Annotated in this window: 23 protein-coding genes (1 of these 23 running past the window's edge); 8 read left to right on the forward strand and 15 right to left on the reverse strand. The window is 70.0% G+C overall.

The window, feature by feature from the left end; genetic code table 11:
• The 6 genes from SM116_RS15755 to SM116_RS15780 all read right to left on the reverse strand — a co-directional run.
• Positions 1 to 4,833: the start of a hypothetical protein gene (locus tag SM116_RS15755; protein ID WP_320941914.1), read on the reverse strand. The gene continues 26,748 nt to the left of window position 1, outside the view; 4,833 of the gene's 31,581 nt are visible here — the first part of the coding sequence; the start codon lies at positions 4,831 to 4,833; the stop codon falls past the left edge of the window.
• Positions 4,834 to 5,099: 266 nt separating this feature from the next.
• The gene (ccsB, locus tag SM116_RS15760) at positions 5,100 to 6,161 is read right to left on the reverse strand and encodes a c-type cytochrome biogenesis protein CcsB (RefSeq protein ID WP_320941915.1); all 1,062 of its coding nucleotides are present in this window, start codon (positions 6,159 to 6,161) and stop codon (positions 5,100 to 5,102) included.
• Between the two features lie 9 nt (positions 6,162 to 6,170).
• Positions 6,171 to 7,922, reverse strand: coding sequence for a cytochrome c biogenesis protein ResB (gene resB, locus SM116_RS15765; protein ID WP_320941916.1), 1,752 nt, complete (start codon positions 7,920 to 7,922; stop codon positions 6,171 to 6,173).
• The gene (locus SM116_RS15770) at positions 7,903 to 8,682 is read right to left on the reverse strand and encodes a cytochrome c biogenesis CcdA family protein (RefSeq protein ID WP_320941917.1); all 780 of its coding nucleotides are present in this window, start codon (positions 8,680 to 8,682) and stop codon (positions 7,903 to 7,905) included. Before SM116_RS15770 ends, resB begins: the two co-directional genes overlap by 20 nt.
• Positions 8,679 to 9,296, reverse strand: a complete 618-nt coding sequence (locus SM116_RS15775) for a TlpA family protein disulfide reductase (RefSeq protein WP_320941918.1) — start codon at positions 9,294 to 9,296, stop codon at positions 8,679 to 8,681. The genes SM116_RS15770 and SM116_RS15775 overlap by 4 nt, the downstream gene beginning before the upstream one ends.
• A complete protein-coding gene (locus SM116_RS15780; RefSeq protein ID WP_320941919.1) occupies positions 9,293 to 9,922 on the reverse strand; it encodes a histidine phosphatase family protein in 630 nt (209 codons plus the stop codon). The genes SM116_RS15775 and SM116_RS15780 overlap by 4 nt, the downstream gene beginning before the upstream one ends.
• 213 nt (positions 9,923 to 10,135) lie before the next feature.
• Between SM116_RS15780 and SM116_RS15785 the strand changes: the two genes are divergently transcribed.
• Positions 10,136 to 10,690 (forward strand): hypothetical protein, encoded by a 555-nt coding sequence (locus tag SM116_RS15785; RefSeq protein ID WP_320941920.1) that lies wholly within the window; start codon positions 10,136 to 10,138, stop codon positions 10,688 to 10,690.
• A 4-nt stretch (positions 10,691 to 10,694) separates the two neighbouring features.
• Here SM116_RS15785 and SM116_RS15790 read toward each other — a convergent pair whose 3' ends face one another.
• Entirely contained in the window at positions 10,695 to 11,453 is a 759-nt protein-coding gene (locus SM116_RS15790; RefSeq protein ID WP_320941921.1) for an SDR family oxidoreductase, read from the reverse strand.
• Between the two features lie 153 nt (positions 11,454 to 11,606).
• Between SM116_RS15790 and SM116_RS15795 the strand changes: the two genes are divergently transcribed.
• Both SM116_RS15795 and SM116_RS15800 read left to right on the forward strand, forming a co-directional pair.
• The gene (locus SM116_RS15795) at positions 11,607 to 11,924 is read left to right on the forward strand and encodes an ArsR/SmtB family transcription factor (protein WP_320941922.1); all 318 of its coding nucleotides are present in this window, start codon (positions 11,607 to 11,609) and stop codon (positions 11,922 to 11,924) included.
• Positions 11,921 to 12,403 carry an SRPBCC family protein gene (locus SM116_RS15800; protein ID WP_320941923.1) on the forward strand — a complete coding sequence of 161 codons (483 nt, stop codon included), beginning with the start codon at positions 11,921 to 11,923 and terminating at the stop codon, positions 12,401 to 12,403. The genes SM116_RS15795 and SM116_RS15800 overlap by 4 nt, the downstream gene beginning before the upstream one ends.
• 59 nt (positions 12,404 to 12,462) lie before the next feature.
• On the opposite strand, the gene SM116_RS15805 is transcribed toward SM116_RS15800, so the two are convergent.
• Complete coding sequence (locus tag SM116_RS15805; RefSeq protein WP_425563204.1) at positions 12,463 to 13,275, reverse strand: alpha/beta fold hydrolase; 813 nt, start codon at positions 13,273 to 13,275, stop codon at positions 12,463 to 12,465.
• A gap of 67 nt (positions 13,276 to 13,342) precedes the next feature.
• On the opposite strand from SM116_RS15805, the gene SM116_RS15810 reads away from it, so the two are divergent.
• The 3 genes from SM116_RS15810 to SM116_RS15820 all read left to right on the forward strand — a co-directional run bounded on the left by SM116_RS15810 (position 13,343) and on the right by SM116_RS15820 (position 16,030).
• Complete coding sequence (locus tag SM116_RS15810) at positions 13,343 to 14,314, forward strand: helix-turn-helix transcriptional regulator (protein WP_320941924.1); 972 nt, start codon at positions 13,343 to 13,345, stop codon at positions 14,312 to 14,314.
• 71 nt (positions 14,315 to 14,385) lie between these two features.
• The gene (aspS, locus tag SM116_RS15815; RefSeq protein ID WP_320941925.1) at positions 14,386 to 15,741 is read left to right on the forward strand and encodes an aspartate--tRNA(Asn) ligase; all 1,356 of its coding nucleotides are present in this window, start codon (positions 14,386 to 14,388) and stop codon (positions 15,739 to 15,741) included.
• Positions 15,742 to 15,808: 67 nt separating this feature from the next.
• On the forward strand, positions 15,809 to 16,030 hold the full coding sequence (locus SM116_RS15820; protein ID WP_320941926.1) for a YegP family protein: 222 nt from the start codon (positions 15,809 to 15,811) through the stop codon (positions 16,028 to 16,030).
• A 51-nt stretch (positions 16,031 to 16,081) separates the two neighbouring features.
• On the opposite strand, the gene SM116_RS15825 is transcribed toward SM116_RS15820, so the two are convergent.
• The 6 genes from SM116_RS15825 to SM116_RS15850 form a co-directional block, all read right to left on the reverse strand.
• Entirely contained in the window at positions 16,082 to 16,378 is a 297-nt protein-coding gene (locus SM116_RS15825) for a Dabb family protein (protein WP_320941927.1), read from the reverse strand.
• Positions 16,369 to 16,656, reverse strand: a complete 288-nt coding sequence (locus SM116_RS15830; RefSeq protein WP_320941928.1) for a glutaredoxin family protein — start codon at positions 16,654 to 16,656, stop codon at positions 16,369 to 16,371. The genes SM116_RS15825 and SM116_RS15830 overlap by 10 nt, the downstream gene beginning before the upstream one ends.
• A 33-nt stretch (positions 16,657 to 16,689) precedes the next feature.
• Positions 16,690 to 16,983, reverse strand: coding sequence for a rhodanese-like domain-containing protein (locus SM116_RS15835; protein ID WP_320941929.1), 294 nt, complete (start codon positions 16,981 to 16,983; stop codon positions 16,690 to 16,692).
• 72 nt (positions 16,984 to 17,055) lie between these two features.
• Positions 17,056 to 17,154, reverse strand: coding sequence for a 30S ribosomal protein bS22 (locus SM116_RS15840; protein ID WP_003792170.1), 99 nt, complete (start codon positions 17,152 to 17,154; stop codon positions 17,056 to 17,058).
• Positions 17,155 to 17,259: 105 nt separating this feature from the next.
• On the reverse strand, positions 17,260 to 17,451 hold the full coding sequence (locus tag SM116_RS15845; protein WP_320941930.1) for a helix-turn-helix domain-containing protein: 192 nt from the start codon (positions 17,449 to 17,451) through the stop codon (positions 17,260 to 17,262).
• Between the two features lie 93 nt (positions 17,452 to 17,544).
• On the reverse strand, positions 17,545 to 18,480 hold the full coding sequence (locus SM116_RS15850) for a TetR/AcrR family transcriptional regulator (RefSeq protein WP_320941931.1): 936 nt from the start codon (positions 18,478 to 18,480) through the stop codon (positions 17,545 to 17,547).
• Positions 18,481 to 18,564: 84 nt separating this feature from the next.
• Here SM116_RS15850 and SM116_RS15855 point away from each other — a divergent pair, with 84 nt between their 5' ends.
• The gene (locus SM116_RS15855; protein ID WP_320941932.1) at positions 18,565 to 19,464 is read left to right on the forward strand and encodes an ATP-binding cassette domain-containing protein; all 900 of its coding nucleotides are present in this window, start codon (positions 18,565 to 18,567) and stop codon (positions 19,462 to 19,464) included.
• Positions 19,461 to 20,282: an ABC transporter permease gene (locus SM116_RS15860; protein WP_320941933.1), complete on the forward strand. Its 822-nt coding sequence runs from the start codon at positions 19,461 to 19,463 to the stop codon at positions 20,280 to 20,282. The genes SM116_RS15855 and SM116_RS15860 overlap by 4 nt, the downstream gene beginning before the upstream one ends.
• A 20-nt stretch (positions 20,283 to 20,302) precedes the next feature.
• Here the strand turns inward: SM116_RS15860 and SM116_RS15865 are convergent, their stop codons facing one another.
• A complete protein-coding gene (locus tag SM116_RS15865) occupies positions 20,303 to 20,716 on the reverse strand; it encodes an ArsR/SmtB family transcription factor (protein ID WP_320941934.1) in 414 nt (137 codons plus the stop codon).
• Positions 20,717 to 20,725 lie beyond the last annotated feature (9 nt).

Consider the following 20,725-nt stretch of genomic DNA (forward strand, 5'->3'; position numbering starts at 1 on the left):
GTCCGTCGCCGCGTCGGCGGGCAACTCGTCGACGGTGCCCTGGAGAGCCGCGTCGTCCTGGATCGTCCAGCTGGAGCCGTCGAAGGTGTAGGTTCCGTTGTGATCGGACCCGTCGGTCGTCTTGACGAAGTAGATGTCGTCCTTCGACGGTCCGGGCAGCTGCTCGCCGGACTCGACGATCTCCCAGTCGGAGCCCGTCCAGTGGCGCACCACATCGCTGTCGTCGGTCGTCTTCATGGTGGCGATGACCGCGAGACCTGCGGCGTTGATCGTGCTCGCCCCGGTCGTCGCCCGGTTGACGATGGTGACCTTCTGCACCGCGACGCCCGCGCCGATGCCCACGGACGCCTTCGTCGCCGAGTCGCCGCGGGCGGTGGCCGTGGCATCCGTGTTCGCCTGCGACTTCAGGGTGACCACGTCGCCCGACGTGATCGTGATGCCGTCTGCCAGCCATGCCTTCGAGGTGGTGGCGACCACGTTGATCGCGATGGCGCCGGCGATCGAGAGGGATGCGCCGCCGTTGTCGTTCGTGGCCGCCTTCGGCGTCGACGACGTGCTCGATCCGGTGCCGGTCTCGGACTGCTTCTGGCTGGAGGCCTTCGAGAGGTTGTCGTCCGCCTTCTTGTTGACATCCTTGCCGCCGGCGTCCTTGCCCTCGGACTTGTCGGCGCCCTTCGCGGCGGCCTTGGCGGTGGTCTCGACCTTCACGGCCTGGTCGGCCTGGAAGGCGACGGCCCCGGTGGCGGTGATGCTCCGCGCGCTGCCGGAGTCGGCGACGATGTCGTCGAGGACGGCCAGGGCGAGCGAGATGCCGAATCCGGCGGTGTCGCCGACGGTCGCCGAGCCTTCTGCCGTGGTGGTCGCGGTGACGGTCTGGGAGGCCGTGGCGGTGACGCTCGCGGCGGTGAGCGCGGAGGCGGCTGCGCCGATCGACGCGCTCGAGTGGAGGGTGGCAAGGGTGATGGCGACCGCGGGAACGATCGTGACGGATCCGGACTTGCCTCCGGCGGTGGCCTCCGTCGTGAGCGTGACGACCTGCGTCGCCGTGAGGCTCACTGCACCGGCTCCGGTGAGCGGGGGCCCGCGCGTCGGGTCGGCGACCTGCTGGATCCCGGCGTACACGATCTGCGTCACCAGGGTGAGGGCGAAGGATGCGCCGATCCCGACGGTCGCGTCGCCGTCCTGGGTCGCCTTGCCGGAGGCCTTGCCGCCGCTCTTGGACTGGGCGGTCATCGACACCGCGCCACCGCCGGCGATCGCGACGCCCGGCGGGATCGGTGCGGGCCCCACGGCCGGGTCGGAACGCAGGTCAGCGCGAGTCTGCTCATCGACGATGTCGAGGGCGAACGCGCCCGCGAGGCCGAGGGTGCCGCCGGTGTTGCCGGCGCCCGCCTCCGCCGTCGCCTGGAACGCGTGCGCGTCGTCGGCCCCGACGGTCTTGACCGTCGCGCTGAGGGTCAGCGCATGGGCCTGCACCGAGGCTCCGATGCCCACCTCGGCGAGGTTGCGCAGCATGACCTTCGTGACCGCGAGCGCCGCGCCGATGCCGATCGACGTCGAGTTCGTCGCCGTGCCCTTCGCGGAGGACGAGGCATCCGTGTTGTTCGTCGTCGTCAGCAGCAGAGCGCCCGTCGTCACGATGTGCGCGCCGTCGGCGACGATGGCCGTCGTCCAGGACTTCACCAGGTCGAACGCGATCGCAGCGGCGACCGAGAGAGTCGCTCCGCTCTCGTCCTGCGCCTTGGGCGTGTCCGTGCCGCCGCCCGCGCCGCCCTTCGTCTTGCTCGACGCGTTCTTGAGCTTGTCGTCGGACTTCGTGTTCGCGTCCTTGCCCGTCGTGTCGCCGTTCGTGTCCGGCGCGCCCTGGGCACTCGCCTCGGCGGTCGTCGAGGTCGTCGAGGTGCCGTCGGCGCGCATCGAGATGTCGCCGCCGGCGGTGACGTCGCGGTTGAGCGACGAGTCGGATTCGTGGTCGGCGGAGGTCAGCGCGAACGAGATCGTCGCGGCGAGCGTCGCACCCGAACCAGCGGTCGTCGCGCCCTTGGCCGTGGTCGTCGCCTTCGCCGTCTGGTCGGCGTGGGCGGTCAGTCCGCCGCCGAGCGTCAGCGCGGTGGCTCCGGAGAGGACGGATGCCGTGGTCTTGACGTTGTGGATGGCGATGCTCGCGACGCCCGTGAGCGTCGCGGTGGTGCCGCCGTCGGCGCCACCCGTCGTCTCGGTGGTGGCCTCGTCGGCGCCGGTCGCGGTGAGGGTCAGTGCAGCGATGCCCGCCGGCGCCGCGTCCGCGTCGACATCGGCGTCGACCAGCGTCGTCACCAGCGTCAGGGCGACGGATGCGCCCGCGCCGACAGCACCGGTGCCATCCGACTTGGCCGTGGCCGACGCGTGGCTCTTGGAGCTGCCGCGTGCACTGAGGGCGACGTTCTTGCCGTGGTACTGGCCGGTGCCGCGCAGGTAGGCCTGCGTGGTCGAGTCGATCTTGTTGACGGCGAGGGACCCGGCGATCGTGACGGTTCCCGAGCCCTTCTTGCCGGAGGTGGCGGTGGCGTTGTAGGTCGAGTCCCCGGTCGCGGGGTTGGATGCCGAGATGTCGACGCCGCCGGTCGCGGCGATGTCGGCCGCTTGCGCGAAGGCCTGCGTGAGGGCCGAGATGATGTTGATCGCGATGCCGATGCCGAGCCCGAACCCGGTGCTGCCACCGGTGCCGTCGGTCGTCCCGCCGTCGGCGGTCGTCGCGACGGTGTTGGTGCCGGCCGCGTGGATCTGCACGGCCCCGGCGCTCGAGATGAGGGCGCCGACGATGCGGGCGATCGTGGTGGCCGTGAGGACCGCGACGGCGAGCGCGCCGGCTACGCCGATCGATCCGTCGGACGTGTTCGCCTGCCCGTTGGCACGGCTCGGGTCGTTCGCGTCCTTCTCGTTCTGCGTCGCACCGCCCTTGCCGGCAGTGGCGCCCGGCGTGATCGTCGACGACTGGGTCGCGGTCACGGCGACGGACGACCCGGTGGTCGCCGTCGTGCTGGTGCTGTCGACCGCGGCGGTCGTCGTCTGGTCGAGGTGCAGCACCGCGATGCCGGCACCGCTCGTCGCGTCCTTCGCATCCGCCATCCCGATGAGGGTCGCGGTGTTCGTCGCGAGGATCGACAGTGCCCCACCCGCTGCGATGCGGGCCGTGCCGGCCAGCGTGGCGAGGGCCCCCGCGGTGACGGTGACGATGGCGACGGCGGCGTCGAAGCTGCTCGCGCTGGTGTTGCCCCCGGTCGAGCCGCCTTCATCCTTGCTGCTGTCGGATCCGACGTTCGCCTCGGCATCCACCGTCGAGGTCGCCGATACGGTCGTCGCACCGCTCGAGGTGATGACCGCGTTCCCGTCGACGAGTGCCGAGGCCTCCGAGTCGACGATGGCGAGATCGCCGTACTTCTTGTTCAGAACGAACTTTCCGACCGTCGAGGACGCCGTCAGAGTCGCGTCCCCGTTGGTCGCGGTGATCACGGTGCCTGTGCCCGCGTGAACGCTGGCGTTCGATGTGACGTTCACGGCGTAGGCAGTCGCGTGGCCGGCGTCGGGAGTGACGGATGCCGCGGCATTCAACGTGACCGAATCGGCGGTGAGCGTCGAGCCCGTGACCTCGATGGTGGCGACCGCGCAGTGCGTGACCAGCGACGCCAGGCACGTCAGCGACGGGGCCCCGGTGATGTCCTCGGCGGCCTCGAGGTCGATGGCGCTTGCGGCGATCGTGATGCCCGGGGCGACGGTGATCTCCTCGAAGGAGGCGAAGAGCGCCGCCAGCGCGAGGGTCACGTTCGTCGTGATCGTGAGCTTGTCGTGGCCCTTGCCGCCGAGCAGGCGCAGGTGTGTTCCGGCCGCCGTCGGGCCGTTGAACGACGTCTGCTCGAACGTGGGGCTCGCGTCGGTGGAGCGCAGCCGCAGCTGCGCGCCGTCCGCCTCGAGCACCGCGTTGTCATCGCTGTCGCTGAGGGTGAACTCGACGTCGCCGCCGCTGCCCGTGTCCGTGATGGGCTCGATGTTGGCGTACGTGATCGCCGTCGCGCCGATGTTGAGGACTCCCGAGTGTCCGTCGGCCGGCTGGGACGACAGGCCCGAGCCTCCCTGCGTCTTCAGGGTGTCGAAGCCGTCGGCACCGTCGAACGAGATCGCGATCGCCGGCGCTGCGCCCTCGAACACGATCGTGAGGGTGTCATCGCCGCCGGTGCCCACGACGTCGATGCGCGTCACATCGACGAGGTTCCGGGTCTCGCCGTCGAACGTCGCCGTGCCGTCCGCGTGGACGACGAGCGTCGCGTTCGCGGAGGTCATCTGGATGACCCACGGCGCGGGCGCGGGAGCCGCCGGCGCCGGTGCGCTCGAGTCGACGGGAGCCGGTCCGGGGTCGGCCGGAGCGGGCGCAGGAGCCGGGTCCGACGGAGCAGGGGCGGGCGCGGGAGCCGGGTCCGACGGAGCGGGAGCCGGGTCGGTGGGAGCCGGAGCGGGGTCGGTCGGAGTCGGTGCGGGGTCGCTCGTCACGATCGTCGGATCGCTGGGCGCCGTGGGATCGGTCGGCGCGGCCGACGGGTCCGAGCCGACGTCGAACGGGTGGACGTCCAGGAAGGCGGCCTCGCCGACGACATCGCCGACGGGAGCGCCGTGCGGAGCCGCATCGGCGGCCGGAAGCGAGAGGTCCGGCTGCGCGGCCGCGGGTGCGGCCTGCGCGCTGACGGGGGTCGCGCCGAGAATCGTCGCGGTGTTGGGCGCCATCGCCGTCACGGCGAGCGCCACCGACGTGACCATGGTCACGGCGGCGAACCACCCCGTCCCACGGCCGCGTCCCCACACGGTCCCAGCGTTCAAAGTTCCTCACCCGTCGGTACGAGAATCCGAAAATCCGTACGACGACGCGAGAAGCATCTGACCAGGTCAGCTCCCCCAAGCTTCACGGTCGGCGTCTGCTCATACCCCCAGCGGACGGATGAGCGGAACGATCCGAGGCCGAAGGTAGCCCGCGCGTCACGCGGACGTCAAGGGCTTTCATCAGCGGATCTGGGTGAACACTCAGGAAAGAGCGACATGCCGAACCCGGCATACGGGCTCTGACCGGGGATTTACTGCAGGCCGCTGTAGACGTGCAGGCCCTTGAAGAACATGTTAACAATGGTGAAGTTGAACATGACGGCGGCGAAGCCGACGATCGACAGCCAGGCCGATCGGGTGCCCCGCCAGCCCCGGGTGGCACGGGCGTGGATGTAGCCCGCGTACAGCACCCAGATGACGAAGGTCCACACTTCCTTGGTGTCGAAGCCCCAGTACCGACCCCACGCGTCATTCGCCCAGATCGATCCGGCGATGAGCGTGAAGGTCCAGCCGATGAAGCCGATGATCGCGAAACGGTAGGCGAGCGATTCGAGCGCGTCCGCCCCGGGCAGGGTGCGGAGGAAGCCCGGGCCCGTCTTGACCGGCTTCGCGTCCGGTCCGGCCGCGGACTCCTCGATGATCTTGCGCTCCCGCCGCGCCTGCATGAGCTGCGCGACCGACAGGCCGAACGCGATCGCGAACAGGGCCGTCGACAGCGATGCGACGAACACGTGGATGACGAGCCACACGCTCTTGAGCGGGTCCATCAGCGGGGTGATCGGCACGTAGAAGCCGACCATCGCGCCGCCCATGAGCAGCACGACCAGACCCGTGATGAAAGCGCCGAGGAATCGCAGGTCGTAGCGGATCAGCACGATCAGATACACGAAGACGATCAGCATCGTCCCCGTGAGCGAGAACTCGTACATGTTCGACCACGGGACGCGTCCCGCGGCGATGCCGCGAGTGACATCGGCGCCGATGTGGAAGAGCAGGCCCAGGACGACCAGCGACGTGGCGATGCGGGCCCAGACCGGCCGCGAGCGCTCCGCGATGGGCGCGTGCAGCTCCTTCTCCGCGGCGCGCTCCTCGGCGCGCATGACGGATGCCGCGTCCCCGGAGGCGGTCGTCGAACCGCCGGCGGCGCCCGCGGCGACGAGTTCCCGGGCAGCCTCGCGCTCCGCCGCATCCTTCGCCTCGATCGCGAGCGCCGAGCGCTTCGACAGATCGATCGCGTATGCGATGAAGGCGAGGGCGTAGATCGCGACGGCCGTCCAGACGAGCAGGATCGAGATCGAGTCGAGCGAGGGCATGAGGTCAGTCTACGCCCGGTTTTCCGGGGCTCCGGAGGCGGTGGCGATCGTCCCCGCCGCCTCGGCGCGCAGCGCCTCGGCGTGCCTGTCCGCGACGGTGTCGACGGCCGCGCCGAGAGTCGGGTCCTCGCCGCGTGCGAGCCCCGCATACTCGAGCCGCACGGCTGCTGCATCCGGCCGGGCCTTCACCCACATGCGCCGGCGCGGCACGAACAGGGCGACCACGAGCCCCGCGACCGCGAAGGCGGCGAACAGCAGCACCCAGGGTCCTGCGGCGTCGTGGTGGATCGACAGCGACACGAAGCGCTTCACCGACTGGCTGCCGTCGCTCGAGCCCGCGGGCGACATGTCGTCGAACGTGATCGTGCCCATCCCCTTCGGCAGCGATGCCGTCTTGCCGGGCTCGAGCTCGATCGAGTCGACGCCGGTCTTCCCGCCGGTCAGCTGCGTCATGCCGGTCTGGTCGAGTGCGTAGACCGAGCGGGGCGTGCCGTTGTCGATGCCGAGGTCGCCGCCGTACACGTTGAGGGTCAGCACCGGATTCACGAGCGCGGGATAGGCCGACGTGAACGCCCCGGTGCTCATCTTGACGCTCGTCGGGTAGAAGAAGCCCACGAGCCCGAGCTGCTCGGGCAGACCGTCCGGGATCTTGATGACGCCGAGCGACGTCAGGTTCGCGTCCTGCGGCAGGAACGGGATCGAGTCGTGGAAGACGATGTCGCCCTTCGCGTTGCGCACCGTCACGGTCGGGGCATAGCCGTTTCCGAGCAGGTAGACGCGGTCGCCCGCGAGCTCGAGGGGGTGGTTCACGCGCACCTCGTCGCTGTGCGGCTGGCCGCCCTCCATCTGGGTCGTGACGTGGGCGACGAAGTCGCCGGCCTGCCCCGATCCGGGCTTGCCGTACGGCTGGTACGTGACGTCGAACTTCTTGAGCGACAGCGTGTAGGGGATCAGCGTGTCCGAGTTGACGAAGCGTCCCGGGTTGAACGAGTCGAAGTCGGTGAGTGCGTCGACGAAGGTCTGTCCCTCGACCACGACGCGCTGGCCGGTGTACGTGAGTCCGCCCCCGATGCCGACGGCCAGCAGCACGCCGACGAGGGATGCATGGAACACGAGGTTGCCGGTCTCGCGCAGGTAGCCGCGCTCGGCCGAGACCGAGAACACGCCCCGGCCGTCGTAGCGCTCGACCCGGTAGCCGGCGCGCCGCAGCTGCTGCTGCGCGACGTCGATCGCATGCTCGGCGGCGATCGCGGCATCCGTTCCCGGTGCGAGGTCGACGACCTCCTCGCGGTGATCGGCCAGCCGCGAGAGGCGCGCCGGCGTGCGCGGCGGCCGTGCGCGCAGAGCCTGCCAGTGGTGCCGAGTGCGCGGGATCACGCACCCGATGAGCGAAATGAACAGCAGGATGTAGATCGCCGAGAACCAGGCCGACGTGTACACGTCGAACATCTGCATGTGGTCGAGGATCGGGAAGAGCGTGGGGTTGTCCTGCTTCCACTGCACGACGCCGTTCGGGTCGGCGCTGCGCTGCGGCACGATCGATCCGGGCACCGCGGCGATGGCGAGCAGGAGCAGCAGCACGAGCGCGGTGCGCATGCTCGTGAGCTGACGCCAGCCCCACCGCATCCACCCCGCGAAGCCGAGCTTCGGGGAGGTCACCGAGTCGTCGATCTCGATGCCGTCGATCGCGTCGGACGGCCGGAGCGGGTCGGAGTCGGCGCCCGAGCTCGTCGACGGCTCGTCAGAGCGGAAGCGGGACACTGCCGATCACCCCTTGCAGTTGAGACATGAACGCGGTCCACACGCCGGTCACCATCAGTACGCCGAGGGCGACCAGAAGCGCACCCCCGATGAGGTTGACTGCGCGGATGTGACGGCGCAGGAAGGTCAGCGAGCGGGTCGCCCACCCGAATCCGAGCGCGATGAGGACGAACGGGATGCCGAGCCCCAGCGAGTAGGCGAGACCGAGGAGCGCACCGCGCAGCGGGTCGGCCGCGTTCCACGAGAGGGCCATGATGGCGCCCAGTGTGGGGCCGATGCAGGGGGTCCAGCCGATGCCGAGCGCGAGGCCGAGCAGCGGGGCGCCGACGAGGCCGATCTCGCCCCGCACCTGCGGGTGGACCGTCCGCTGCGCGAACCCGAACAGGCCGATGAACACGAGGCCGAGCACGATCACGGCGACGCCGAGGATGCGCGTGATGATGTCCGAGTACAGCTGGAGGAACTGGCCGACCGTCCCACCCAGGATCGTCATCGAGACGAACACGACCGTGAACCCGGCGATGAACAGCAGCACGCCGAGCAGCAGACGCCGGCGCGCAGGCATCCCCGTCTCGGTCGCCGCGTCCATGGTCCCCGAGCCTGTCGAGGGGCGGGTCTGGACTGCGCCGCCGATGTAGCCCAGGTACCCCGGAACGAGGGGCAGCACGCACGGCGAGAGGAACGAGAGCAGGCCCGCCGCGAGCGCGATCGGCAGGGCGAGCCACAGGGCCCCATCGGCGATGAGGCCGCTGATGTTCACGAATTCTCCGTGAGGACCGTGCTCACGATCGACGTCAGGATCGACGGATCCGGAAGCTCGCCGATGATACGGGCGGCCACGCGCCCGTGCTTGTCGAGCACGATCGTCGTCGGCGTCGCGCTGAGCGGCGTCGCCTGGGAGAAGTCGAACTTCACCTGGCCGTCATCCACCGCGATGATGCTCGGGTACGCGACCTTGTAGGTCTTCGCGAACGACGCGGAGGTCGCGGCCTGATCGCGCGTGTTGACGCCGAGGAACGACACCCTCTTGCCGCTCAGCTCCGTGAGCGCCTTGTCGAGACGCGGCGCCTCCGCGCGGCACGGGCCGCACGCGGCGTACCAGAAGTTGACGACCAGCACGTCGCCGCTGTAGTCGCCGCTGGAGACCCTCTTGCCCTCGTCGGTGGTGCCGGCGAAGACGACGGGCGCCCCGCGGTCCGCCGGTGCGATCTCCTTCGTCTGGAAGTCGCCGGCCACATAGCCCTTGTTGTCGCCGCTCTTGTACTGGGCCGCGAGCGGGTTGTCGGACGTGCACGCGGCCAGACCGCCGACCAGCAGGAGGGCGAGCGCGGCGGATGCCGCGACCCTCGCCCTGCGTGACCCGAACCTGCTCATACCGCCCCCACATCCACGGCACCCGCGGTGACCGCGGGTTCTGCGTAGCCGACCTCGACCCAGTGGTCGGGACCGCCTTCGAAACTCGTGACGCTCGAGAGCGCGCACCGCCTCTTCGCGGGATTGTGCTTGAGCGGCTCGCCGGCGATGGCGAGGTGGGTGATCCAGATGGGCAGCTGATGGGAGACGACGATCACGTCGCCGTGACGGGTGCGGGTCCACGCATCCGCCATCGCCGCGCGCATGCGGGCGACGACTTCGGCGTACGGCTCGCCCCAGCTCGGGACGGACGGCCGCAGGAGGTGATGCCAGTTGAGCGGGTTCGCGACGGCGAGCTTCATGCGCTTGCCCTCGAAGACGTTGGTGGGCTCGATCACCCGGTCGTCGACGACGGGCTCGATGCCGAAGATCTCGACGAAGGGCTCCATGGACTCCCGGGTACGCTGCAGCGGCGAGCAGACGAGAGCTCCGACAGGGCGCTCGAGGCTCTTCATGTAGTCGGCCGTCTGCCGGGCCATCCGTCGTCCCTCGACGCTCAGCCGGAACTCGGCGAGTCGCCCGTAGAGCACGCGGTCGGGGTTGTGGACCTCCCCATGACGCACGAGATGGAGGCGATCGGCGGGCACGACCCCAGTCTACGTGGGAGGGTTCTGTGGGCAGGCTGAGCGTGCACCGGTCCACGTGCTCCGGATGCGGCGGGGATCCCCTGAGCGTTGCCTGACCGGCCGCGTGCCGACGGGTTCCGCGGAGCCCGATCGCGCGCATAATGGCGCAGAGGGGTGCATCCCGAGGGCGCCGTCCCGGCTCGGGAGAGCCGTCGAGGAGAAGAGGTGATCGTCGTGCGGAGAATCGTCGGGTGGCTGACCGCGGTCGTCGGCGTCATCTTCCTCGGCGGAGTGGTCGCCGGGATCGTGCAGACCTCGGCGTCGGCCAATCCGTGCCCGGACGTGCCGCCGACGACGATCGGCGCGATCGACGTCCCCCGTGGGCCGGTGGCCGGCTACTGCCAGTCCGAGCTCGTGAACGCGGCCAAGATCATGACCGCGGCGCGCGACATGGGCATCGGCACGCGCACCCAGACCGTCGGGGTCATGACCGCGATCGGCGAGTCCAAGCTGCGGAACCTCGACTACGGCGACGCGGCGGGGCCCGACAGCCGCGGCGTGTTCCAGCAGCGCGACAACGGCGCGTGGGGCACGCTCTCGCAGCGCATGGACCCCTACATCGCGGCACGCACCTTCTTCACGAAGCTCACGAAGGTCCCGGGCTGGCAGACGATGGATCCGACGGCGCTCGCGCACACCGTTCAGGTGAACCAGGATGCCGGGTACTACAGCCAGTTCTGGAGCCAGGCGCAGCGGATCGTCGCGACGCTGGCGCCGTCCTCGCACTGACACGTCAGGAGCTGAAGCCCCCGTCGCTGTGGATCAGCTGCCCGGTGACCCATTCCGCCTCGTCGGACAGCAGGAAGCGGACGAGCCGCGCCGTGTCGCCCGGCACGCCGAGGCGACCGGTCGGCTGACGGGCGAGGAGGGCCTCGCGGGTCGACGCATCCATCCAGCCGGTGTCGACGGGGCCGGGATCGACGAGGTTCGCGGTGATCGCCTGCGGTCCGAGCTCGACCGCCGCCGCCCGCACGATGCGGTCGAGCGCGCCCTTGCTCGAGCCGTACGGGAGGTTGTGCGCGACGTGATCGCTCGTGAGCGCCACGATGCGGCCCCCGGATGACGGCACCTGCGCCGCGAACGCGCGGATCAGCAGCCACGCGGCACGCACGTTGACCGCGAAGTGCCGGTCGAAGCTCTCGACCGTCGTGTCGGCGATGGATGAGTCCACACTCTCCGAGTGCGAGAGCACGAGCCCGCGCACCGGACCGAGGGAGGCGGAGGCCTCGGCCAGCACCCGGTCGGGCGTCGCCGGGTCCGCGAGGTCGGTCTCGATGCGCAGCCAGCGCGCACCCCGATGTGCGAGCTGAGCCGCGAGGGCGTTCGCGCCTTCCTCGGGGTCCGCACCGAGCGGGACGCGCGTCTCGTACGCGGTCCATGTCGTGAAGGCGACATCCCACCCGTCGTCCGCCAGCGCGAGGGCGATCGCGTTCGCGATGCTGTTGGCGCGTCCGGCTCCGGTCAGGACGACAGCCCTGCGCTCCGCGGTCATCGGCTGCTGCTTCGCCGCGCGGTGGATCGAGCCGACGGGGAGGCTGACGTCATGCCCCCAGTCTGGCGCACGGACGGACTCCCGGCTCGGAGCGTCGAGGCGACCCGGGGGGCCTCTTGACACGTGACCAAATGGTCACCTATCCTGGCGGCAATGGACGACGACGCGGTGTTCAAGGCTCTCGCCGATCCGACCCGCCGCCACCTGCTCGACCGGCTGTTCGAGAAGGGCGGACGCACGCAGACCGAGCTCGAGTCCGACCTGCCGCTCACACGCTTCGGCGTCGCGAAGCACCTCCGGATCCTCGAGGCGGCCGGCCTCGTCGTCGTCCGCAGATCCGGAAGGGAGAAGCTGCACTACCTCAATCCCGTGCCGATCCGCGTCATCCACGACCGCTGGATCGACAAGTACACGGTCGGGCCCGCCTCCGCGCTCTCCGACCTCAGATCACGGCTGGAGGAATCCGAATGAGCAATGATGCGATGAGCATCCACCCCGACGCAGCCCGCGAGGCCGTCCAGGTCTACCAGATCTTCATCAAGGCGACGCCGCAGGCGATCTGGGATGCGATCACCAGACCCGAGTTCACCGCGCAGTACTTCTACGGCTCGCGCGTCGAGACGACCGCGGAGGTCGGCACGCCCTTCCGCTACCGCGCCCCGGACGGCGAGACGCTGTGGGGCGACGAGACCGTCTTCGAGTCGGATCCGCCGCGCCGGCTCGTCGTCGGCTGGCGGTCGCTGTACGACGAGCAGGCGGCGGCCGAGCCGGCGAGCCGCATCACGTGGGAGATCGAACCCCAGGACGGCGGGTTCTGCCTCCTGACCGCGACGCACGACCATCTCGAGCAGTCGCCGATCACCGCGCACAACGTCGCCGGGGCGGGCTGGATGATGGTGCTCAGCGGCCTCAAGTCCGTCCTCGAGACCGGCAGCGGACTGGCCGCCTGAAGGACGAGCGATGGATGCCGCGGGCACCGGCCCGCGGCATCCCGATCACTCCCGAGACGTCACGCCGACCGCAGCCCGGCGAAGAACGCGCGGATGTCGCCGGCGACCAGGTCGGGCCGCTCGAGGGCGGCGAAGTGGCCACCCTCCTCGAAGCGGCTCCAGTGGACGATGTCGTCGTTGTCCCGCTCGGCGAAGACGCGGATGGTCTGGAAGTCGTCCGCGAAGACGGCGACACCGGTGGGCGCGTGGTTCACCTGCGGCTCGGCGCCCGACCGCGCGTTGTCGAAGTAGCTGCGGCTCATGCCGGCCGCGGCGTTGGCGAACCAGTTCACCGAGACTTCGAGCAGGATCTTCTCCGGCGGCACGAGCGACGTCCCGTTGCCGAACGAGTTGAACAGCTCGCTGTACGCGAGAAGCCCCACCGGCGAGTCGCTCAGGCCGACGGCCACCGTCTGCGGCCGCGAGGCGTTCATCGTGTTATAGCCCCCGACCGACTGGAACCACTGCATGTGCTCGAGTCCGGCGTAGTCCTGCGGAGTCAGGCGCTCGAACTCGGCCGGGTCGCCCGACGGGAACGAGAACAGCTGCAGGACGTGCAGGCCGAGGAAGCCCTCGGGGTGCAGCAGCCCGAGTTCGCGGGCGACCATCGCGCCGTTGTCCGAGCCGTGGATGCCGTAGCGGTCGTACCCGAGCCCGCGCATCAGGGTGTCATAGGCCTGCGCCACGCGCCCCGTGGTCCATCCGCCGTCTGCCACCGGCTGGGAGAACCCGTAGCCAGGGGCATCGGGGATGACGACGTCGAACGCGTCCTCGGCGCGGCCGCCGTGCGCGACGGGATCGACGAGCCGGTCGATGACGTCGAGATAGTCCACCGACGAGCCCGGATACGTGTGGGCGAGCAGGAGGGGCGTCGCTTCGGGGTGGGCGGAGCGGACGTGGATGAAGTGGACCGGGCCGACCGCCCGTCGGCTCGCCCTCCTCGGCCTGCTGCAGACGGGTCGCGAGCGCTCCGGACGCGAGCTCGCCGAGCGGCTGGGCGTCACCGCGCGCACGATCCGCACCGATGTCGACCGGCTGCGCGAACTGGGCTATCCCGTGCACGGACTCCGCGGCAACGTCGGCGGGTACCGGCTCGGCGCGGGCGGAACGCTGCCCCCGCTCCTCCTGGACGACGAGGAGGCCGTCGCGGTCACGATCGGCCTGCAGGTCGCCGCCGGCATCGCCGGCATCGAGGACACCGGAGCACGCGCGCTCGCGAAGATCGAGCAGGTGCTCCCGGCCCACCTGCGCCCGATCGTCGACGCGCTCGGCTCGACCATCGATCGCGGGCAGGAGAACACCGGCACCGACGCTCCCGACCCGCAGGTCGATGCGGAGGTGCTGCGTGAGGTGGCCGCCGCGATCCGCGACGTCGAGTGGCTGCGCTTCGACTACGCCGACGTGCCGCGTCTCGTCGAGCCCTACCGCCTTCTCAGCTGGCAGCGGCGCTGGCACCTGGTCGCCCGAAATCCGCGGGACGACTCATGGGGCACGTACCGGGTGGACTGGATGTCGCTGCGGATGCCGACCCGCCGCAGGTTCTCGCCTCAGCCCCTCCCCGGCGGCGACTACACGGCGTTCGCCATGCGTACCATCGCCGCGAGCGGGTGGGCCGTGCACGCGCGGCTGCGGATCGACGCATCCGCCCAGACCGTGCTCGACCGCATCAACCCGAGCGTCGGCGTCGTCGAGCCCATCGACTCCGAGACGTGCGTGCTCGTCACCGGGGCGGACAGCCTCGACACCGTCGCCGCGTACATCGGGATGCTGATGATGGACTTCACCGTCGAGTCCCCGCCCGAGCTCGTCCCCCGACTGCAGGTGCTCTCGGAGCGGTATGCGAGAGCGGTCGCCGCATCCGCCGTCACCTGATGGCACGAGCCCGGGTCACGGCATCCCGCCGCCGCAAAGGGCCGCAAGCCCACACCGTAGACTGTTCCCTCGTGAGTCAACGCGTCCTCGTCAAGCAGCTGCAGGCCCGGGAAGACGGTGCCGTCTCGGTGTCCGGATGGGTCGAGACCGTCCGCGACCAGAAGAAGGTGCAGTTCGTCATCCTGCGCGACGAGACCGGCGCCGTGCAGCTCGTGAACCCTGCGACGCGTCCCGCCGCCGACGACGCCGCGGTCGCTGAGTCTGTCGAAGCGTCGGCGGCCCTCGCCCTCACGGACCTCATCTCGAACCTGACCACGGGCACGTTCCTGACGGCGACCGGCACTCTCAAGCACGACGAGCGCGTGAAGCTCGGCGGCGTCGAGATCAAGATCGACGACCTCGCCGTCGCCGGCGCCGCTCCCGCCGAGCTGCCCATCGCGGCCGACAGCAGCCTCGACAAGCGCATGGACTACCGCGTCGTCGACCTCCGCCAGCGCCGCAACAACCTCATCTTCCGCGTGCAGACGACGCTCGAACACGCGATGCGCACCTACTGGGTCGAGCGCGACTACATCGAGATCCACACGCCGAAGCTCATGTCGAGCCCGTCGGAGTCGCGCGCCGAGCTCTTCCAGCTCGAGTACTTCGGCGACCAGACGGCCTACCTCGCGCAGAGCCCGCAGCACTTCAAGCAGATGGCGCAGGCGGCGGGCTTCGGCAAGATCTTCGAGATCGCCGACGCGTTCCGCGCGGATCCCTCGTTCACGAGCCGCCACGCGACCGAGTTCACCTCGATCGATGCCGAGATCAGCTGGATCGACTCGCACGACGACGTCGCGAAGATGCAGGAGGAGCTCCTGCAGGTCGCCTTCACCGCTGTGAAGGACAAGCACGGCGCCGAGATCGAGGAGCTCTTCGGTATCGAGGTCGTCGTGCCCTCGATCCCCTTCCCGCGCATCCCGCTCGCCGAGGCTCGCGAGATCGTCGCGCGGCGCGGCTACGAGATCCCGCGCACCGACGGCGACCTCGACCCCGAGGGCGAGCGCCAGGTGTCCGCGTACGTCGAGGAGACGTACGGCCACCAGTTCGTCTTCGTGACCGACTACCACCCCGAGATCCGGCCGTACTACCACATGCGCGATCCCGAGACCGGGCTCACGAAGAGCTACGACCTGCTGTTCAAGGGCGTGGAGATCACGACAGGCGCACAGCGTGAGCACCGCGTCGAGGTGCTCGAGGAGCAGGCGATCGAGAAGGGCCTCGACCCCGCGGGCATCGAGCACTACGTCGACTTCTTCCGCTTCGGCGCTCCCCCGCACGGCGGCTTCGGGATGGGCCTCGCGCGCCTGCTGATGCTGATGCTCGGCGAGTCCTCGATCCGCGAGGTCACGTTCCTCTTCAGGGGCCCCACGCGCCTCGCACCCTGATCTCCGAGGACGCCCTCGCCGAAGGGTCCCTTCCGCCTGTCCCGGTCGATCGCTAGCGTGAGCGTCGGTGCGCGCACCGACGCATCGCAGCGACGAAGGGAAGAGCATGGCCGGTAAGTTCGAACTCTGGGTCGACAAGGGCGGCGACTGGCGTTTCAACCTGAAGGCGAGCAACGGCCAGGTGATCGCCACCAGCCAGGGCTACTCCTCGAAAGCCAGCGCCGTCAACGGCATCGAGTCGGTCAAGGCCAACGCGCCCGGAGCCGAGGTCGTCGAGATCGAGAAATAGGTTTCACAACGAACGGCCCCCGTCCTCGGGGGCCGTTCTCGTGTGCGACGGTCAGAGCTCGAAGTCGACGGCGACCCGGTCGCTGACCACGCTGCGAACGTACGCGACGACCTCCTGATGGACCGGATGCGTCTGATACGCGTCGAGGGCCTGGGCATCCTCGAAGTCGGCGACCAGGGCGACGTCCCAGTTGCCGTCGATCACGTTCGGACCGACGCTGAGCGCGCCGATCGAGGGGACCACTCCCACGAGCGCGCGCAGTCGATCCGAGATCTCGCGGGCGTGCGCGTCGCGGGTCTCCGGGTCGGATGCCGCGACCTTCCACGCGACGACGTGCCTCAGGGCCATGATGCCTCCTTCGGGGCGGAGAGGCGCGGGGCCTCCTCGAGCGCGGTGCGCAGGCGTGCCGCATCCAGTCGCCAGTGCGCGTGCAGGCGGTCGTCGATCAGGACGACCGGGATCTTCTCCCACCACAGGTCGTAGAGGGCGGGGTCGTCGAGGATCGACGTCTCGACGATCTCGACGTCGGCTTCCTCGGGAAGCTCCGCGACGACCTGCTCGACGATCTCGTGCGCGACATCGCAGAGGTGGCAGTCGGGTTTGCCGATCAGGGTGAGGGTCGTCACCGGTCCATCCTACGAGCGGCTCCGGGCTTCGGGTCAGTGCTCGACGGCGTAGCCGGCCTCGATCCACGCCCGCGTGCCGCCGTCGACGTTCACGGCCTCGTGACCGCGCGCCTCCAGCACCTGAGCGACGCGTGCCGAGCGGCCGCCGATCTCGCAGATGACGTCGAACTCGCCCTCGGGCAGCAAGTGCAGCTGCTCGCCCAGCGTGGACATCGGCAGGTTGACGGCGCCGGGGACGTGTCCGGCGCGGAACTCGTGCTCCTCGCGAACGTCGACGAGGGGGATGTCGGCGCGCTCACGCCGCTGCTGAACGGTGATCGACTTCATGGGTTCCTCCGGGATGCGAGTGGGAAACACGAAGCGCCCATCCGGACGGACAGGCGCTTGTGTCGGAGCCGCTTACTTCTTGTTGCGGCGCTGGTGGCGAGTCTTGCGAAGCAGCTTGCGGTGCTTCTTCTTCGCCATGCGCTTGCGGCGCTTCTTGATGACAGAACCCACGGAAAACCTCACAATGTCGGGGTCTGGACGCGACATCGGACGCGTCCGGGATCGGGCAAAGGAAAAAAATGCCTCGGACCAGTCTAGCCGACGTCGGCCCCGGCCTCAGCCGACATCGGCGATGGGCCGTTGGAGGGCCTCCGTGACGGCGGCCTCCGGCACCCGGTAGCTCCGCCCGAAGCGCACCGCGGGCAGCTCGCCCGCATGGATGAGGCGGTACACCGTCATCTTCGAGACGCGCATGAGCTCGGCGACTTCGGCGACCGTCAGAAAGCGCACGTCCGGCAGCTCGGCCATTGGTCCTCCGCGTATCCCCAGGCGATGTATCTCCATACTGTAGGGCCCGCGCGGGACGGGTGTAAACCCATGTGGCTTCTGTGATTGCCGTGACTATGCGCGCCCGCGCTCCTTGGCCTCGCGCTGCCGTGCGCGCTCGCGGGCCTCCCTCAGGCCGGCCCGCTCCTCGCGGCGTGCCGCGCGCAGCAGCTTCTCGGCCTCGCGCACCTTCTTCTGCGACTCGCGGTACCTCTTGTCGGCCAGCACCTCGGGCGCCTCGGGGGGCGGCGGCGGCTTCGGGGGGACGTACGTCCCTGCCGCGAGTGCATCCAGGTGCGCGGCGATGCCGTCCACGATGACGCCGAGCCCGAACCGGAAGGGATCCGTGCCGGACGACAGCACCCCGGCCGCGACCGCACGGTGCAGCGACGGGTACGCGTCGGCGGTGACGAGCCGGGCGAGCAGGTCGTCTTCGGCGTGGCTCACCTCGTCCAGATCGCGACCGGATGCCGCGGCCCGGCGGGACATCCCCGCGATCACGGTCGCATTCCAGTGCGCGTAGCCGGTGAGGAGCAGCGTGAGCGAGAGGCGGGCGTCGTCGTCGAGAGGCGTGCCGTCGAAGACCTGGATGCCGGCATCCATCCACGCGGCGGAATTCGGGGTCGCGGTGACCCCGGTGATCGGGATCTCGATGACCCACGTGTGGGCGAGGTAGGAGCGCATGAGCGCGTCGTGGAACGCGACGACCCGCTCCCGCCACCCCTCCCCCTCGATCGCCGGCGGAGCGCCGATGGCGGACTCCTGCATCAGCAGGATCAGGTCGTCCTTCGCGCTGATGTAGCGGTAGAGCGACATCGGCGTGTAGCCGAGGCGCGCGGCGACCGCGGCCATCGAGACGGCCCCGAGACCGTCGGCGTCGGCGAGCTCGACCGCCGCGTCCACGATGCCCTCCACGCTCATCTCGCGCTTGGGCCCGCGCTGCGGACTCGCAGCGACCCCCCACGCGAGGGCGATCCCGCGCGGAAGGTCGTCGGCATCGGACTCGGTCATGCTCGCCATCCTAGGGTTGTGTACGTCGTAAACAGTATGTTACCGTCATAAACAGTTTCGGTCGTATACAGAAAGGATGCCGAGATGACTCCCGCCATCGACGTGCGAGATCTGCATGTCTCCTACGGTGCGAACACCGTGCTCTCCGGACTCGACCTCACGGTCGCCCCCGGTGAGGTGTTCGCCCTCCTCGGCCCGAACGGGGCCGGCAAGACCACCACGATCTCCGTGCTCACGACGCTCTCGGCACCGACGGCCGGTTCCGCGACGGTCGCGGGCTTCGACGTCGCGACGGATGCGGTCGAGGTGCAGCGGCGCATCGCCCTCACCGGCCAGAGCGCGGCGGTCGACGACATGCTGACCGCCACCGAGAACCTCGTGATGCTCGGCCGCCTCTCGGGCCTCTCTCCGCGCGAGGCACGCGAGCGCGCCGGCGCGCTGCTCGAGCAGTTCTCGCTGACCGATGCCGCATCGCGGCGCGTCAAGACGTTCTCCGGCGGGATGCGGCGGCGCCTCGACCTGGCGCTCAGCTTCGTCGTGGTGCCCGAGGTGCTCTTCCTGGACGAGCCCACGACCGGCGTCGACCCGCGCAGCCGCCTCGAGCTGTGGGACGTGATCCGCGGGCTGGCCGACCTCGGCACCACGGTGTTCCTCACCACGCAGTACCTGGAGGAGGCCGACCTCCTCGCCGATCGCGTGGCGATCCTCGACGGCGGCCGGATCGTCGAGACGGGGACGCCCGCGCAGCTCAAGGCCCGGGTCGGCTCCGACACCCTCGTGCTGCTCGGCGCCGACGGCAAGCCCGTCGAGGAGTTCCCCACCGACGGCACGGTCGCGGACCTCCGCCGCGCCCTCGACGCGATCGACGCGCGGGATGCGGGCGCCTCCGTGGCGCTGCGCCGACCCACGCTCGACGATGTCTTCCTCGCCCTGACCGACACGCAGGCCCAGAGGGCCGACCGCATCCCGCAGGAGATCGCATGACCGCCGCAGTCGTCCCCGCCCCCGTCCCCGCATCCCTCACCCGGGCTCTGCCACGCCCGCGTCTGCGAGGTGTGACGGCGGAGCGCGTGTTCGTCCGGCGCAGCCTCACGCAGTGCCTGCGCGACACCGAGTCGCTGAGCATGTCGATCATGCTGCCCGTGATGCTCATGCTGCTGTTCACCTACGTGTTCGGCGGCGCCCTCGAGTCCGACGGCAGCTACGTCGACTACGTCGTGCCCGGCATCATCCTGCTGTGCGCCGGCTTCGGCGCCGCGACGACCGCCACCTACGTCGCGCAGGACATGACGACGGGCATCATCGACCGCTTCCGCACGATGCCGCTGCGCGCCGGAGCCGTGCTCACCGGGCACGTCGTCGCGAGCCTGGCGAGAAACCTGGTCGCCACCGCGGTGGTCATCGGGGTCGCTCTGCTCGTCGGCTTCCGCCCGACCGCGAACCTCTGGGAGTGGATCGCGGCCGCGGGCATGATCGTGCTCTACATCCTCGCCATCACGTACCTCTTCGCCGCGATCGGCCTCGCGGCCGGCAGCCCGGAGGCAGCGAGCGGATACGGGTTCATCCTGCTGTTCCTGCCCTACCTGTCGAGCGCGTTCGTGCCTGTGGACACGATGCCGTCGTGGCTGCAGTGGGTGGCGCAGAACCAGCCCATCACGCCGATCATCGAGACGCTCCGGGGACTGCTCATGGGCACGCACCTGGGCACCGAGCCGCTGTGGGCGATCGGCTGGACGGTGCTGATCATCGCCGTCTCGGCCGTGTGGGGCGCGTGGCTGTTCGGCAGGCGCCGCACGCACTGAGCGGCGCTGCCGACCGCCGGCTACGGTCGGCCGGGCAGCTTGCGGAAGGCGGACGCCACAGCGTGCTTCGCCGACGCGGCGGCCCGGCCGACCACTTCCGCGGCGTGCGCGGCCGGCTCGGGCAGGGTCGAGTCGAGCGCCGCGGCGACGACCTCCGCCTCGTCGACCACGAACGGCATCAGCCAGTCGTCCACCTCGTCGAGGGGTCCGGGCACGAGGCTGTACAGGCGGTGCTGGCCCTCCTCGCGCACCGACACGAGCTCGGCCTCGCGCAGCACCTTCAGATGCTTCGAGACCGTCGGCTGGCTGACCCCGAGTTCGAGCACGATGTGCGACACGCTCGTGCCGTCGTCGCCGGCGTTCGCACGTTCGAGAAGGTAGCGCAGGATGTCGCGCCGCGTACCGTCTGCGATCACGTCGAAGATGTCGGCCATGTGCTCAGA

Origin of the sequence: Microbacterium rhizosphaerae, assembly GCF_034120055.1 — a bacterium.
Lineage (GTDB): Bacteria > Actinomycetota > Actinomycetes > Actinomycetales > Microbacteriaceae > Microbacterium > Microbacterium rhizosphaerae.